The following is a 14,179-nucleotide window of genomic DNA, read 5'->3' as shown; positions in this document are numbered from 1 at the left end:
CCACCAACCGGCTCGGTACCACCCGCGGACCGTGCCCGGCGCCCCGGTGACGGGGTGCCGGGCACGGCCGGCGCGTGCGGAGGAGGTCGTTAGACGATGCAGTTGGAGCACCAGTTCAGCGTGCCCGCCCCGATCGACGTGGTGTGGAAGGCGCTGCTCGATCCGGAGCTCGTCGCCCCGTGCATGCCGGGCGCAACGCTGTCACGGGTGGAGGGCGGCGAGTTCGACGGCTCGGTCAAGGTCAAGCTCGGCCCGGTGAACCTGACCTACAAGGGTTCCGGCCAGTTCGTGGAGACCGACGAGCAGAACCGGAAGGCCGTGATGAAGGCGTCCGGCAAGGACGTGCGGGGCAACAGCACCGCCTCGGCCACGGTCTCCGTGGAGCTGCGCCCGGACGGCTCGGGCACCACGGCCAACGTCACCACCGACCTGAGCATCACCGGCCGGCCGGCCCAACTCGGCCGCGGCATGATCACCGACGTGGGTGGGAAGATCCTCAACACGTTCGCGACCAACCTCGCCGCCCGGCTGGCCCCGGAGCCGGTCGCCGGACAGACCGCCGCCGAGTCGGCCACCGCGGAGCCGGCCGGCGAGTCCGCCGAGACCACCGGAGCCGGGAAGGCCGGCGCGGAAACCGCGGGGTCCGGCGGCGCGCCGCAGGCGCAGCAGCCCGCCGCCGAGCCGGAGGCGCTCAACCTGCTCGGCACCGCCGCCGGTCCGGTCCTCAAGCGCGTGCTTCCCGTCGTCGGGGTGATCGCCCTCGCACTGATCGTCTACTTCGTCCTCCGCAACCGCGGCTGAACCCGCATTCCGCGGGCTGGACGCGGTTTCGAGCGCCTCGGAATCCCCCGTTCAGCCCGCGGAATACGAACCGCGAATGAGGGCGTCCACCCGGGCGAGCCGGTCCCGCCAGCGGGCGGCGGTCGGCTCGTCCGCGGTGACGGCGTCCAGCAACGCGCCGTCCGGGGCGGGCGCGCCGCGCGGCACCGGCAGCCAGCCGTCCACCGGGCAAAGCGGCTCGGCCACCACGTCGGCGCGCAGCAGGGACAGCGTGCCCAGCCCGCAGGCGAAGTCCAGTTCAGGCAGCGCGCCGGCCAGCGCCAGCCCGGCGGCCAGTCCGACGCTGGTCTCCACCGCGGAGGACACCACGCAGGGCAGCCCGCACGCCTCGGCCACCGCCAGCGCCCGGCGCACCCCACCGAGCGGCGCGACCTTGAGCACCGCCACGTCCGCCGCGCCGGCCACCGCTACCTTCAGCGGGTCCTCGGCGCGGCGGATCGACTCGTCCGCGGCGATCCGCACGTCCACCCGGCGGCGCACCTCGGCCAGTTCCTCGACCGTCCGGCGGGGCTGCTCCACGTACTCCAGCCCGCCGGCCGCCCTGTCCAGATCCCGGATGGCCCGGAACGCAGTGTCCACGTCCCAGGCCGCGTTGGCGTCCACCCGCACCCGGCCGCCCGGCCCCAGGGCGTCCCGCACCGCGGCGAGCCGGTCGCAGTCCTCGGCGATCGACGACCCGGGGTCGGCCACCTTCACCTTGGCCGTGCGGCAGCCGGACGCTGCGACGATCTCCCGCGCCCGCTCCGGCGGGACGACGGGCACCGTGCAGTTGATCGGGACCCGGTCCCGTACCGGCGCCGGCCAGTCCCCGCGCGCCGACTCCAGCGCACAGGCCAGCCACGGCACGCACTCGGCGTCGTCGTAGTCACCGAAGGCGCAGAACTCTCCCCAACCGGCCGGGCCACGCAGCAGCGCCCCCTCCCGCACGGTGATCCCCCGGAACCGGTCCCGCATCGGCACCGCGTACACCGCCACGGTGCCGACCGTGTCCAGCCGTGAGTCCGCCACGAGGCGATCGTCCCACTGGCCTGTCGGCGCACCGCATCTGGTGCCTCAGGGTGGTGGCGCTGACACTCGGCGCCCCATCCATCGCGCTGGCGTAACGACTCCTTCACCCGAGCCGATGATCCCTGGCACCCTTACTGCTGATCTACGGAAGGGGCGATAGACGGTGCCGGAGCTGCCGCGGCCCGAAGCCATGACAATCCGCAACCACGTCGTGCCCCGGCTTCGCGACGCCGGGTGGAGCGAACACACGTGGCGGCAGGAGTACCCGATCACCGGGGAGCCGCGCACGGTGGTGCAGGGCAGGGTGCGGCGGGATAGGCCGATGCGGGCCGACTTCGCCCTGCTGCACGCCGGTCACCCGATCTGCGTGGTGGAATGCAAAAGTTCGATCAAGGACGTCCGGGACGGCGTCCAGCAGGCTCGCCGCTACGCGCAGAAGCTGGACGTGCCGCTCGCATACGCGACCAACGGCGACGAGATCATCGAGATCGACATGCGCCGGCAGACCGAACGTCACGTCGCTCGTTTCCGGTCGCCTGACGAGGTGTGGGACTACTACCGCGAAGCGTCTGAACTCGCCTCTGACCTGGCGATCCGCTTCTTCACCACCCCGTACAGCCGCGACGCCCAGGACATGCGGGGTAACCCCAAGCTGCCGCGCTACTACCAGCATGTCGCGCTACAGCGGACGCTCCGGCGGATTGCCGCTGGCGACCGCAAGCTGCTGCTGGTAATGGCCACGGGCACCGGCAAGACGGCCCTGGCCGCGCAGTTGGTGTACGTGCTGTGGAAGAACCACTGGCCTCGAGGTGCACGTCACCAAGAACCTCGGCCGCGAGTCCTTTACCTGACCGACCGCGACGTCCTGGTGACCCAGCCGCTGCGGGACTATTTCCGCCCAATGTTCGGTGACGGCGAGGACGGGCCAGTCACGAGGATCAGGGGCAACGTCAGCAAGGCGAAGAACCTCTACTTCGCCCTCTATCAGGCTCTCGACGCGGGTGGTGAGGAACGCTCGGCGCTGTTCGAGGAGTTCGAGCGCGACTTTTTCGACCTCGTGATCGTTGACGAGTGCCACCGGGGCAGCGCCTCGGCGTCCTCCTCTTGGCGCGAGGTCCTGGACCACTTCAAAACGGCGGTCAAGCTGGGGATGACGGCAACGCCGGTCCAGGAGGGCGACCGAGACACCATCGGCTACTTCGGCGCACCGATCTACACCTACAGCCTGCGTGATGGCATCGCTGACGGTTTCCTCGCACCGTTCGAGGTAATCCGGGCACGCCTCGACCGGGACATCGACGGTGTGGACATCCCGGAAGGCACCGTGGACCGGGCCGGTCAGCTCGTCCCGGCGGGCACCTACGGCCTCGCCCAGTTCGAGCGAACACTCGTCCTCCCAGAACGCACCAGGGAAGTCGCCCGGTACCTGACGGAGTACCTGCGCCGCACCGGTGAGGCGCAGAAGATGATCATATTCTGCGTCGACCAGGAACACGCCGCCCGGATGCGCGAGGAACTCGTCAACCTGAACTCCGACCTCATGCGGCGTTACAACGGTCGGTGGGTCGTGCGCATCACGTCCAACGAGCGTGACCGAGTGGAACTCCTGGACGACTTCCAGCGCGAGGACTCCCCGACGCCGGTGGTCGCGGTCACCTCGCAGTTGCTGTCCACCGGCGTGGACGTACCGACCGTGCGCACGATCGTGCTGTTCCGACGGATCGAGTCGATGGTCGAGTTCAAACAGATCATCGGTCGAGGCACCAGGCTCGCCCCGGACTCGGGCAAGGAGTACTTCACCATCATCGACTTCACCGGCGCCACCCGGAAGTTCGAGGACCCGAACTTCGATGGGCCACCGGTTCGGGTGCGTGACGTCGACGGCACCGAGCCACAGGAGAACGTCCCGGAGCCGCTGGAGGTCGATGACGAACCGGAACTGGCCGAGCCCGAACCGGAGTACGAGCAGCAGGACGCCGGAGAGCTTCCTCCGGACGGCGGCGAACCTGGCCACGACGAGGTGGTGCGCGATCCCGATGCCATCGATGACATCACCCGGCGTTCTCGGAAGCACGTGGTCGACGGCTATGACGTGCACCTGGTCGGCGAACAGCTCTACATCATGGACGCCGTCGACGGCGGTCTACGTCCCGTCCGGCTGGAGCGCTGGGTGCGCCAGCGCGCGCAGGCCCTCGGCCAGGGACCGGCCGAACTGCTGGAACAGTGGGCAACCGTCAGGGGCCGCAGGGAACTGCGCGAACTTCTCGGTGATGCGCTGTTGTTCGATGTGGACGAATTGAGCGTCCGCCTGCACCAGCCCGACTGCGATCCGATCGACCTCCTGCTCTACCTCGCGTGGGACTGGCCGCTGATGTCGCGCCGGGAACGCGTCGCGCGCTTCACCGCGCGCGAGCGCGAGTACCTCGATGGGTTGTCTCCCGAGGCCCGTCAGGTCCTGACGACCATCCTGGACAAGTACGCTGCCCATGGCATCGACGACCTGTCGACCAGTGCTCTCAGGACGGCGCCGCTGTCCGAGCGCGGCAGCGTCCTGGAGATCGCACGGGTGTTCGGCGGGGCGGAACAGCTCCATGAAGCCATCGATGACCTAGGTCGGCGCCTGTTCCGGGCTGGCTGACTTGTAGTTTTTGACGATCTTGATGCTCAAAACTACTATAACAATGTAGTTTTCCGCCGTGTATGATCGTCCGGTGCGAACGTCGCGACAGGACCGCCGCCGTGCGGTCGCCGAGGTTGCCGCGCGTCAGCACGGCTACTTCACCGCGGCGCAGGCACTGCGCCTCGGCTGCACCTACCAGAACCAGAAGTTCCACGTCGATCACGGCAACTGGATCCGGGTGGAGCGCGGTCTCTTCCGGCTCCGCGAGTGGCCGGTGTCCGACGACGACCACCTGGTGCGGGCGTGGCTGTGGGCGAAGGGACAGGCGGTGGTCAGCCACCAGAGCGCACTGGCGGCGCACAACCTGGGCGACGTCGATCCTGCGAAGGTTCACCTCTCCGTGCCGCCCGGCTTCCGGCGCAAGTCGGACTTCGTGGTGCTGCACCACGTGGTGACGCCACCGGAGTACCGGGAGGACCGTGGTGCATACACCGTCACCACGGTGCCCCGCGCGATCGCCGAGTGTGCCGCCGAGGCGATGCCGGACGAACTGCTCGCCAGTGCTGTGATCGACGCCCTTCAACAGGGGAGGACGACGCGGCGCAGGCTCCGCGATGCTGCGGCGGCTCTTGGTGACCGTGCCGAACTGGGCGTAGAGCGCGCTTTGCGGACGGTGGATGAATGAGCATGCGCTACCGGTCGCCCACGGCGCTACGCGCGGCTATCGAGTCACGGCTGAATCAGCAGTCCGTCGAAACCGGGCGCGACCTACAGTGGTTGCGTCGGCGCCTGGTTTTCACCCGGATCCTCGCTCGGCTCTCGGCCAACGCTCCCGACGCCTGTGTGCTCAAGGGCGGTATGGCAGTCGAACTCCGCCGCCCAGGTCAGGCGCGGGCGACCCGCGATGTCGATCTTGTGCTGCAGGATGGCGCCGTGGCCGACCCAGAAAACCCCGAAGAGGTGCGGGAGTTCCTGTTGGAAGCGCTGCTCGACGACGTGGACGGCGAGTGGTTCGTCTTCGGTGTCCGGCCCGGCACGCGACTGCGGGATGACGCCTACGGTCGGCCTGCCTGGCGGTTCACCATCGAGTCGCAGTTAGCAGGCAAGCGGTTCACCGAGCAGCGTTTGGACATCGTCGCGCGGCCGGAAGAGATCGACGGGGTGGAGCGGCGCCTGCTCCCTGACCTGCTGGGTTTCGCCGGCATCCCGCCACGTGAGGTACTGGTGACGGATCTGCGTCAGCAGTTCGCCGAGAAGCTGCACGCGCTGACCCGCACCTACATCAGTGGCACCTCGACCAGGGTCAAGGACCTGGCCGACCTGGTGATCCTCATTGAGGACGGCGTTCCGGCCGATCGTGAGCTGTGTCAGGCCGTGCGGCACGTCTTCAAGATCAGGGGCACGCACACCGTCCCGAGGGAGTTGGCCAGTCCGCCGACAGCGTGGGAGAAGCCCTTCGCGCACAACGCTGCCGAGATCGGACGGACCGGGCTCTCCGTCGCCGACGCCCACGCCTTGGTCGCCACACACTGGCGACACGCGCTCGCCAATGAACTTGAGGAGGACGGCATTGGCTCGTCGTAAGGCTACAGAGCAGGAACCCGCGGCCCCTAGGCAACGGCTGGGGTCGGTGATCAAACGTATCCGCGACCTGATGCGCACCGACCCGGGCCTGAATGGGGACCTGGACCGCCTGCCGCAGCTCTCGTGGATGCTCTTCCTCAAGGCGTTCGACGACAAGGAACAGGAGTGGCCCGTCGAGCGTCCCGACTACCAGCCGCTGCTTCAGGAAAACTACCGCTGGCGGACGTGGGCCGGGAACGATCGCTTCACCGGCGAACCGTTGGTCGAGTTCATCAACGACGACCTGTTGCCGCGCCTGCGCGCGCTTGGTGACACCAGCACCAGCGCCGACCTCGCCAGCAAGATCGGCCACGTCTTCCAGGGCGTCGAGAACAGGATGCGCTCCGGGTACCAGATCCGCGAAGTGCTCAACGAGATCAACAAGGTCGACTTCACCTCCAGTAAAGACGTGCACGCGATGGCGGAGCTGTACGAGTCGATGCTGCAGGAGGTCCGCGATGCGGCCGGCGACTCCGGAGAGTTCTACACGCCCCGGCCTTTGACCAAATTCATTGTGCAGCAGGTGGACCCCCGGCCTGGTGAGACGGTGCTCGACCCTGCCGCCGGAACGGGCGGATTCCTGGTGGAAACACTTGAGCACCTTGGTATGGAACGGGCCGAGTCGGTCCGCGAGCGACGCGACATCGAGCGGTCCATCCGCGGCATCGAGAAGAAACCGTTGCCCTACCTGCTCGCGATGATGAACCTCATCCTGCATGGGGTGGATGTGCCCCAGGTAGAGTCCGGCAACGCGCTTGCGTTGCTTCGCCAGAGCGCCTCACCAGCTACCCAGGTCGACGTCGTGGTCACCAATCCACCCTTCGGCGGTGCGGAAAGCCCAGACGTAGTCAAGGCGTTTCCCAAGAAGTACCAGACGGCCGAAACTGCGTGGCTTTTCCTCACCGCGATCCTGGACAAGCTTAAGCCGGGCGGTCGCTGTGGAATCGTGCTCCCCAATGGTGTGCTGTTCGGTGAGGGCGTGGGCACCAGGATCAAGGAGCGGCTGCTCAAGGAATGCAACCTGCACACCGTGGTGCGGTTGCCGGACGGAGTATTCGCGCCCTACACCTCGATCCCGTCCAATCTGTTGTTCTTCGAGAAGCGCGCCGACGGTCGCAAGGCAGAGCAGATCCACGACATCGGGGGCTGGGCAACCCGAGACGTGTGGTTCTACGAGATCGTTCCGCCGGCTGGGAGCAAGCGCTACACCAAGACGAAGCCGATGCGCTTCGAAGAGTTCGCCGAGTGCACCGCGTGGTGGGGCGGGCGTGGACGCGACGGGCGCGTCGAGAACGATCGGGCCTGGATGGTGTCGGCCACGCAGCTTCATGAGGCGGGCTTCAACCTCGACGTTCCCAACCCCAGCAGTGGCGACGACCTCGCCCACCGGCCACCGCACGAGCTGGTTAAGGAACTCATCGAGACCGAACATGAGATCCTCGCCATTCTCGCCGAACTCCAGTCATCCCTGGAGGCCACCCGGTGATTAGGCTGGTGCGGTTTGGGGAGGTTTTTGAACTAGAGCGCGTTCCTCTCGTGGTTGACCCAACAGAGCGGTATGTTCAGATCGGTATCAAATCATTTGGCCGAGGGATCTTTCATCGAGGGCCCGTCGTCGGGGAAGATCTTAGTAAGCTCAAGTACTACCATGTTTACCCCGATAGAATAATATTCAGTAACATTATGGCATGGGAAGGCGCGGTAGCCCGTTCCGGGCCCAACGAGCAGGGGACGGTTGGCTCCCAGCGCTTCCTCAGTTACAGGCCCATTTCGACTGAAGTCGACCTCGACTTCGTTTCCTATTTCTTTATGAGCGATCCCGGCATGGCGCTGCTTCGTAAGGGTAGTACTGGCAGCGTCAAGCGTAATCAGACTTTGTCGCCGCGAACGATCGATAACTTCCTGATCCCGCTTCCTTCGCTGGAGGAGCAGCGACGCATAGCTGCCATATTGGACCGGTTTTTGGATGTAATGCTCGCGATTGGCAAGAAGCGGGACAGTTTGGAGCGAAGCATTGCTCCTGCCATGTCCAGGGTGCTGTTCGGAAACGAGTACTCCAAGAGGGCTATCGGTGAGTTGGTCGAGCTGGAGCGCTATCCGATAGAGGTGGATCCTGAGCATGAGTACCGATACATGGGTATGCGCTCCTTTGGAAAGGGGATCATTCGCTATCCGAAAAAGCGTGGTGCTGATTTGAGTAAGCTGCGCTACTTTAAGTTTCCGAGTCGCGCGCTTGCGCTGAGTAACATCAAGGCGTGGGAAGGGGCGATCTCGGTGACCACCAAGGATGATACGGACCTCGTTGCGTCGAATCGATTCCTGTTCTATGTTCCTCGCCGTTCGGTAGAAATCGACGTCCGCTTCCTCTGTCACTACTTGCTGAGTGAAGAGGGTTTGGCGCAAGTAGGGGCGGCCTCACCCGGCTCGGCCGATCGTAATCGGACTCTCTCGCAGGCGAGTTTTGAAAGAATCATGGTTCCAGTTCCACCGATCGATGTTCAGTATCAGATAGCTGACCGTCTCGACCAGGTGCGGAACCGGCTTGGCAGCCTAATCGAGCAGCGGCGTCAGTTGGAAGCGGCGCTGCGGCCGTCGTTGTTGAACGCGGCGTTCGGCGGGGAGTTGTAGGCGTGACGAGGGCTGTGGCCCACGATCGGTCTCAGCCCTCGGAGGGTCCGGGTTCAGAGGTCGAGCTGGCCGTTCCTGGCGCTGGTGAGCAGGGCCGTCAGCGTCGTTGAGGGGAAGACCAACGTGCCGGCCTGGGGGCACTTGCTGTCCCGGACAGCCATCCGGCCGCCGGGAAGGAGGGCTAGCTCGACGCAGTTGCCGCCAGAGCTGCTACGGCTGGACTTGCGCCACCTCGTCGCGGACGTCTCCGCCATCATCGCCGCCTTTCTTCTGGTACTCCTCAAGTATGGCAGCGATCATGTCCGTCGACTCATGCGGAGCAAGCGCCACCCGGCGCACGTCGTCCAGCATGCTGATCATTGACGCCACGTCACCCGGGTCGCTGATCAGGTAGCCGCCCAACGGACCGTCGAAGTAGCCGAGCGGCGGGTCGGCGCGTGCGTCGGCGAAGTGCAGCACGGTCATGTTGCTGTGCACGGCCGGATGCGCCCCGCGCTCAGCGGGCACGACCTGCACCGTCACGTTCCTGCGGCGGGCGACCTCGAGCACCTTCCGCAACTGGGCGACCATCAGCGTTGGACCACTGACTTGCAGTCGAAGGGCGGATTCAGCGATCAAGGCATGCACTTTGATGGCGTTCTTTCCGGCGAGTCGCTGCTGGCGCTGCATCCGCGCGGCGACCCAGCGCTCCACGAACGGCGGAGCTGTGATGTGCGGCCCGGCAATGTGGATGGTCCTTGCGTAGTCCTCGGTCTGCAGCAGGCCGGGGATCAGGGTCGGCTCGAAGGTGGTCACCGCGGTGGCGTCCTGTTCGAAGCTGAACAGCGGGCGCAGCCAGTCCGGGAGACCGTAGGTGGCCCACTGGCCGCTGGTCTGGTTGATCTCATCACGTAGGCGTTCGAGGTCCTTGCGGACGTCGGTCGGCGCACGCAGTTCGGCCAGCAGGCAGACGAGGTCCGACTTGCTGATCTTCGTCTTGCCGAGTTCCCAGTTCACCATGGTGGCGTGGGTGCGGCCGATGGCACCGCCCACGTCCGCCTGCGTGCGTCCGGTCGCTTCCCGAAGCCTGCGCAACTCCGCACCGAGCCTGCGTAGCGGTGCCGACGAACCAGCCATGTGGACCTCCTCGATCTGGGTGATCGCTGCCGTGAGCTTCTTACATCAAAGAAGATCACCTGATCGTGTAGTCGCCGATCTTTGATGTCAGCGAATAGTGTCAGCGGCCATCGGAATCGGTTCGGCCCGTCGTCGGACGTGGCCGGCGGGGTCGGGAGGGATCATGACGGCAGACGCTTCGGGGGCACCGACGGAGGTTCCCGCGCCGCGCTTCAGCGAGGAGAGGTACGGGGAACTCGTCCGCGCAATGGTCGCCAACCACGCGCCGCGCCTGTTCGCCGTGGTGGAGGACTTCGGCGAGCGGGTGGACGGTCGGGTCGCGGGATGGCCTTCGAGGATTACGTCGAGGTGATCGGCGTGGAAGGCAACTTTCGGATGAGCCTGCAGTCGTCCGAGATGGTCCCTGTGGTGTTCAGCGAAGCGCCGTTGATCCGGGCTCGGGTGCTGTGGGTGGACGAAGTGGTCTCAGGACCGTGCGCCGACTGAGTGGAGGTCAGAACGTCACGCGTTGCCAGTGAGCACCGGCGATGACCACGTGGTCGAGTAGTCGGAGACCGGATGCCTTCGCGGCGTCGGCGGTGCGCCGGGTTCCGGCGACGTCCTCGGCACTCGGTGTCGGATCACCACCCGGATGGTTGTGCGCCAGGGCGAAGGAGCGCCCGTCCCTGCGGAGCACGGCGACGAGCACCTCCCGCACCGGTAGCGAGACCCGTTCCGCCGAGCCAGTGCCGACGGGCTCCACCCCCAGTACTCGGTTGCCGCTGTCACACACCACGACGACGAGGAGTTCTCTGTTTTGGTTCGCCAGCAGCGGTGCGACCAACCTGGCGATGTCTTCGGTACTTCGGATGCTGGCCGGCGGAGTGGACGTCGCCGACCGCAGTGCCAACTCGAAGGCGGCGAGCAGCGCGGCTGCCTTGGCGGGTCCGACACCGGGTACCGCCAGCAGATCGGCCGGGTGTGCCCGAACAAGTTGGTGGAGCGTTCCGAATCTCGTCAGTAGGCGTTCGGCGAGTTCGTGGGCACCTATTCCGCCTTTGTTGCCGGTACCCAATAGCAAGGCCAGCAGCTCGCGGTCGGCAAGAGCCGCGCGGCCTGCGGCGAACAACCGCTCGCGCGGCCGTTCACCGGGTGGCAGATCGGCGATCAGTCCCACGCGCGGACCGTAGCGCCGGGGTACGACAAATTGCCGCGCCGGGATAAGGGTTCAGCCGAGGCCGGGCAGGCGGGGGCCGAGGAGGTCGTCGGCGTCCACGATGCGGTAGGCGTAGCCCTGCTCGGCGAGAAACCGCTGCCGGTGCGCGGCGTAGTCGGTGTCCAGGGTGTCCCGGGAGACCACCGAGTAGAAGTGCGCCTGACGGCCGTCGCCCTTGGGGCGGAGCAGCCGGCCGAGCCGCTGGGCCTCCTCCTGGCGGGAGCCGAAGGTGCCGGAGACCTGGACGGCGACCGACGCCTCGGGCAGGTCGATGGAGAAGTTGGCCACCTTGGATACGACGAGCGTGGGGATCTCGCCGCGGCGGAACGCGTCGAACAGCGCCTCGCGCTCCCTGTTGCGGGTGGAGCCCTGGACGATCGGCGCGTTCAGCGCCGTGCCCAGCTCCTCCAACTGTTCCAGGTAGGCGCCGATGACCAGGGTCGGCTCGCCGGGATGGCGGTCCAGGATGGCCCGGACCACGGGCAGCTTGGTGCGCGCGGTGGAGCAGATCCGGTACCGCTCGTCCGGTTCGGCGGTGGCGTAGCCGAGCCGCTCGCTCTCCGTCAGGGTGACCCGGACCTCGACGCACTCGGCCGGCGCGATCCAGCCCTGCGCCTCGATGTCCCGCCACGGCACGTCGAACCGCTTCGGGCCGATCAGCGAGAACACGTCGCCCTCCCGGCCGTCCTCGCGGATCAGCGTGGCGGTCAGCCCGAGCCGGCGGCGGGACTGCAGGTCGGCGGTCATCCGGAACACCGGCGCGGGCAGCAGGTGCACCTCGTCGTAGATGACCAGGCCCCAGTCCCGGGAGTCGAACAGCTCCAGGTGCCGGTACTCGCCCCTGGTCTTCCGGGTGATCACCTGGTAGGTGGCGATGGTGATCGGCCGGATCTCCTTCTTCTCCCCGGAGTACTCGCCGATCTCCTCCTCGGTGAGCGAGGTGCGGGCGACCAGCTCGCGCTTCCACTGCCGGCCGGCGACGGTGTTGGTGACCAGGATCAGCGTGGTGGCCTGGGCCTCCGCCATGGCGGCCGCGCCGACCAGCGTCTTGCCCGCGCCGCAGGGCAGCACCACCACGCCGGACCCGCCGGCCCAGAACGCGGACGCGGCCTGCCGCTGGTACTCGCGCAGCCGCCAACCGTCCTCGACCAGGGAGACGGGGTGCGCCTCGCCGTCCACGTAGCCGGCCAGGTCCTCGGCCGGCCACCCGATCTTGACCAGCGCCTGCTTGAGCCGGCCGCGCTCGCTGGGATGGACCATCACCGTGTCGTCGTCCAGCCGGGCGCCGAGCATCGGGGCGATCTTCTTGTTGCGCAGCACCTCCTCCAGCACCGCGCGGTCCAGCGACACCATGACCAGCCCGTGCGCCGGGTCGTTGGCGAGCTGCAGCCGGCCGAACCGGCCCATCGTGTCGACGATGTCGACCAGCAGCGGCTGCGGCACCGGGTACCGGGAGTACCGGACCAGCGCGTCCACCACCTGCTCGCCGTCGTGGCCGGCGGCGCGCGCGTTCCACAGGGCCAGCGGGGTGACCCGGTAGGTGTGCACGTGCTCGGGCGCCCGCTCCAGCTCGGCGAACGGCGCGATCGCCACCCGCGCCTCGTCGGCGAGCGGATGGTCGACCTCGAGCAGCAGCGTCTTGTCGGACTGCACGATCAGCGGGCCGTCGGTCGTCACCGGGTACGAACTCCTCCCGTGGATGTCCGGACACCCCAGTCTGCCAATGCGCCGGCCGGTGCGGCGAACGGGCCGGTCAGCGATGTCGGCGGCCGGTCATCCCCGGGACGTCGGCAAAATTCACTCGTTCGGAGTAGTACCCGGTGCTCTGCGGTCGTCCGCGTTCCGCTAGGTAGTCGTGCCCGGCGGCATGAGCTGCTGCACGTCCAGTCGGGTGGTCAGCATGCCCGCGGTCTCCATCATGTCGGCCACCCGTTGCAGCCGGACCGGGTTGAGCGAGGTCGGGTAGACGCCCACCGAGACCAACGCGGCGGTGGGAATGTCCACGTCGACGTACTGGTGCAGGACGTCCTGGACGAGCAGGTGGTTCGCGGCCATCTGCTGGGCCTGGCCGAGCACCGAGCGGAACAGTTGCAGCGTCCTGGGGTTGGCGTCGGCGAACTTCCTGCTGGTCGCGTAGGACGACATGGGGAAGTTCAGGGTCGCGCCGCGCGCGGTGTCGGTGAGGATCTTCGCGCCGAGCTGCTTCTGCGCCTTGGTGATGTAGGGCTCGACCATCCACGCCGCGTCCACCGAACCGTTCTTCAGTGCGTCGGTCATGTCGCCGAACGGCATCTGGGTGAACCGGATCTTGGTGGTGTCGATGCCGACCGTGCTGAGCACGGACCGGGTGGTCAGCGTGCCGACGCCGGGATCGCTGTCCACCGCGATCCTCGGCGCGGGCCGCGCCGACGGGTCGGTGTAGTCGGAGTTGGGCAGCGTGACCAGGGCCATCGTGTTGGTGCCGGCCTGGTACGCCTCGGCCTGCAGCTGCAGTGCCTGCCCCGCGGCCGCGTTCTTGAACAGCGTGACGTTGCTGGCGAACGCCACGTCCAGGGTGCCCGCGTCGAGCTGGCGCAGCCCGTCGGCCTCGCTGGACTCGGAGACCAGGTCGATCTGCAGCCCGGCGTTCTCGAACAGCTTGTTGTTCAGCGCCAGCCGCAGCGGGGCCACGTCGACCGCGGGCAGCACGCCGATCCGCAGGGTGTTGCGTTCCACCTGCTGCGCCTGCGACCCGCCGCCGCCCGGTAAGAAGCTGCATCCCGCCGTCGCCACCAGCGTCAGCGCGCTGATCAGGAACGCCGCTGCGCGACGTGCCGCTCCGGGACCCCTGCGCACCACTCGCCGCCTCCGTGCCTCGTTGACCTCGCCGGACTCGTTCCCGCGTGGCGCCCCCTCGGTCGGAGCACGCGCCGCTCGTCGCCGGCTGGCGGCATGGTAGCCACCCGGAGGTATGAATTGACAGACCGTGTGAATACGGTGAGTGCATCTGGAGGCTTCCCCGTTCGTGGCTCCGCCCACTAGGCTCCCCGGGCTAGCGGCGGTGGCTCCGGAAGCGTGCCTCCGACGCCCGCACCCCGGGTCCCTCTCTGGCGAGCGGTGCCCTTGGTGTGCTGGAATGCGGCCCGTTTCACGAGTCCGACCTCGGTCCG

The 14,179-nt window shown here is 67.3% G+C and carries 13 protein-coding genes; 7 read left to right on the top strand and 6 right to left on the bottom strand.

Annotated features, from left to right (window positions below):
* Positions 1-96 precede the first annotated feature (96 nt).
* Entirely contained in the window at positions 97-801 is a 705-nt protein-coding gene (locus tag FFT21_RS09110; RefSeq protein ID WP_137813338.1) for an SRPBCC family protein, read from the top strand.
* Positions 802-852: 51 nt separating this feature from the next.
* Here the strand turns inward: FFT21_RS09110 and FFT21_RS09105 are convergent, their stop codons facing one another.
* Positions 853-1,815, bottom strand: coding sequence for an o-succinylbenzoate synthase (locus FFT21_RS09105; RefSeq protein WP_137813411.1), 963 nt, complete (start codon positions 1,813-1,815; stop codon positions 853-855).
* Between the two features lie 196 nt (positions 1,816-2,011).
* Between FFT21_RS09105 and hsdR the strand changes: the two genes are divergently transcribed.
* The 5 genes from hsdR to FFT21_RS09080 all read left to right on the top strand — a co-directional run bounded on the left by hsdR (position 2,012) and on the right by FFT21_RS09080 (position 8,719).
* Positions 2,012-4,486, top strand: coding sequence for an EcoAI/FtnUII family type I restriction enzme subunit R (hsdR, locus tag FFT21_RS09100; protein WP_137813337.1), 2,475 nt, complete (start codon positions 2,012-2,014; stop codon positions 4,484-4,486).
* Between the two features lie 73 nt (positions 4,487-4,559).
* Positions 4,560-5,153 carry a type IV toxin-antitoxin system AbiEi family antitoxin domain-containing protein gene (locus FFT21_RS09095; protein ID WP_137813336.1) on the top strand — a complete coding sequence of 198 codons (594 nt, stop codon included), beginning with the start codon at positions 4,560-4,562 and terminating at the stop codon, positions 5,151-5,153.
* Positions 5,150-6,052: a nucleotidyl transferase AbiEii/AbiGii toxin family protein gene (locus FFT21_RS09090; protein ID WP_225978241.1), complete on the top strand. Its 903-nt coding sequence runs from the start codon at positions 5,150-5,152 to the stop codon at positions 6,050-6,052. Before FFT21_RS09095 ends, FFT21_RS09090 begins: the two co-directional genes overlap by 4 nt.
* A 46-nt stretch (positions 6,053-6,098) precedes the next feature.
* Entirely contained in the window at positions 6,099-7,577 is a 1,479-nt protein-coding gene (locus tag FFT21_RS09085) for a class I SAM-dependent DNA methyltransferase (RefSeq protein WP_225978240.1), read from the top strand.
* A complete protein-coding gene (locus FFT21_RS09080; protein WP_192909444.1) occupies positions 7,574-8,719 on the top strand; it encodes a restriction endonuclease subunit S in 1,146 nt (381 codons plus the stop codon). Before FFT21_RS09085 ends, FFT21_RS09080 begins: the two co-directional genes overlap by 4 nt.
* A gap of 53 nt (positions 8,720-8,772) precedes the next feature.
* Here the strand turns inward: FFT21_RS09080 and FFT21_RS09075 are convergent, their stop codons facing one another.
* Together FFT21_RS09075 and FFT21_RS09070 are read right to left on the bottom strand one after the other, a co-directional pair.
* Entirely contained in the window at positions 8,773-8,973 is a 201-nt protein-coding gene (locus tag FFT21_RS09075) for a DUF397 domain-containing protein (protein ID WP_137813333.1), read from the bottom strand.
* Positions 8,930-9,835, bottom strand: coding sequence for a helix-turn-helix domain-containing protein (locus FFT21_RS09070; RefSeq protein ID WP_137813332.1), 906 nt, complete (start codon positions 9,833-9,835; stop codon positions 8,930-8,932). Before FFT21_RS09070 ends, FFT21_RS09075 begins: the two co-directional genes overlap by 44 nt.
* A gap of 324 nt (positions 9,836-10,159) precedes the next feature.
* Between FFT21_RS09070 and FFT21_RS09065 the strand changes: the two genes are divergently transcribed.
* Complete coding sequence (locus tag FFT21_RS09065; protein WP_225978239.1) at positions 10,160-10,321, top strand: hypothetical protein; 162 nt, start codon at positions 10,160-10,162, stop codon at positions 10,319-10,321.
* A 7-nt stretch (positions 10,322-10,328) separates the two neighbouring features.
* Here the strand turns inward: FFT21_RS09065 and FFT21_RS09060 are convergent, their stop codons facing one another.
* The 3 genes from FFT21_RS09060 to FFT21_RS09050 form a co-directional block, all read right to left on the bottom strand.
* Complete coding sequence (locus FFT21_RS09060) at positions 10,329-10,991, bottom strand: JAB domain-containing protein (RefSeq protein ID WP_225978238.1); 663 nt, start codon at positions 10,989-10,991, stop codon at positions 10,329-10,331.
* Between the two features lie 51 nt (positions 10,992-11,042).
* Complete coding sequence (locus FFT21_RS09055; protein ID WP_137813331.1) at positions 11,043-12,707, bottom strand: DNA repair helicase XPB; 1,665 nt, start codon at positions 12,705-12,707, stop codon at positions 11,043-11,045.
* 168 nt (positions 12,708-12,875) lie between these two features.
* On the bottom strand, positions 12,876-13,865 hold the full coding sequence (locus tag FFT21_RS09050) for an ABC transporter substrate-binding protein (protein WP_225978237.1): 990 nt from the start codon (positions 13,863-13,865) through the stop codon (positions 12,876-12,878).
* Positions 13,866-14,179 lie beyond the last annotated feature (314 nt).

The sequence above is a fragment of the Gandjariella thermophila genome, assembly GCF_005405885.1.
Taxonomy (GTDB): domain Bacteria; phylum Actinomycetota; class Actinomycetes; order Mycobacteriales; family Pseudonocardiaceae; genus Gandjariella; species Gandjariella thermophila.
This window is presented reverse-complemented; position numbering and strand designations above follow the sequence as displayed.

Bases quoted from the DNA above. Each gene is read 5' to 3' on its own strand.
- FFT21_RS09110 (WP_137813338.1), top strand. From the start codon at position 97: ATGCAGTTGGAGCACCAGTTCAGCGTGCCCGCCCCGATCGACGTGGTG.
- FFT21_RS09090 (WP_225978241.1), top strand. From the start codon at position 5,150: ATGAGCATGCGCTACCGGTCGCCCACGGCGCTACGCGCGGCTATCGAG.
- FFT21_RS09075 (WP_137813333.1), bottom strand. From the start codon at position 8,973: ATGGCGGAGACGTCCGCGACGAGGTGGCGCAAGTCCAGCCGTAGCAGC.
- FFT21_RS09070 (WP_137813332.1), bottom strand. From the start codon at position 9,835: ATGGCTGGTTCGTCGGCACCGCTACGCAGGCTCGGTGCGGAGTTGCGC.
- FFT21_RS09065 (WP_225978239.1), top strand. From the start codon at position 10,160: ATGGCCTTCGAGGATTACGTCGAGGTGATCGGCGTGGAAGGCAACTTT.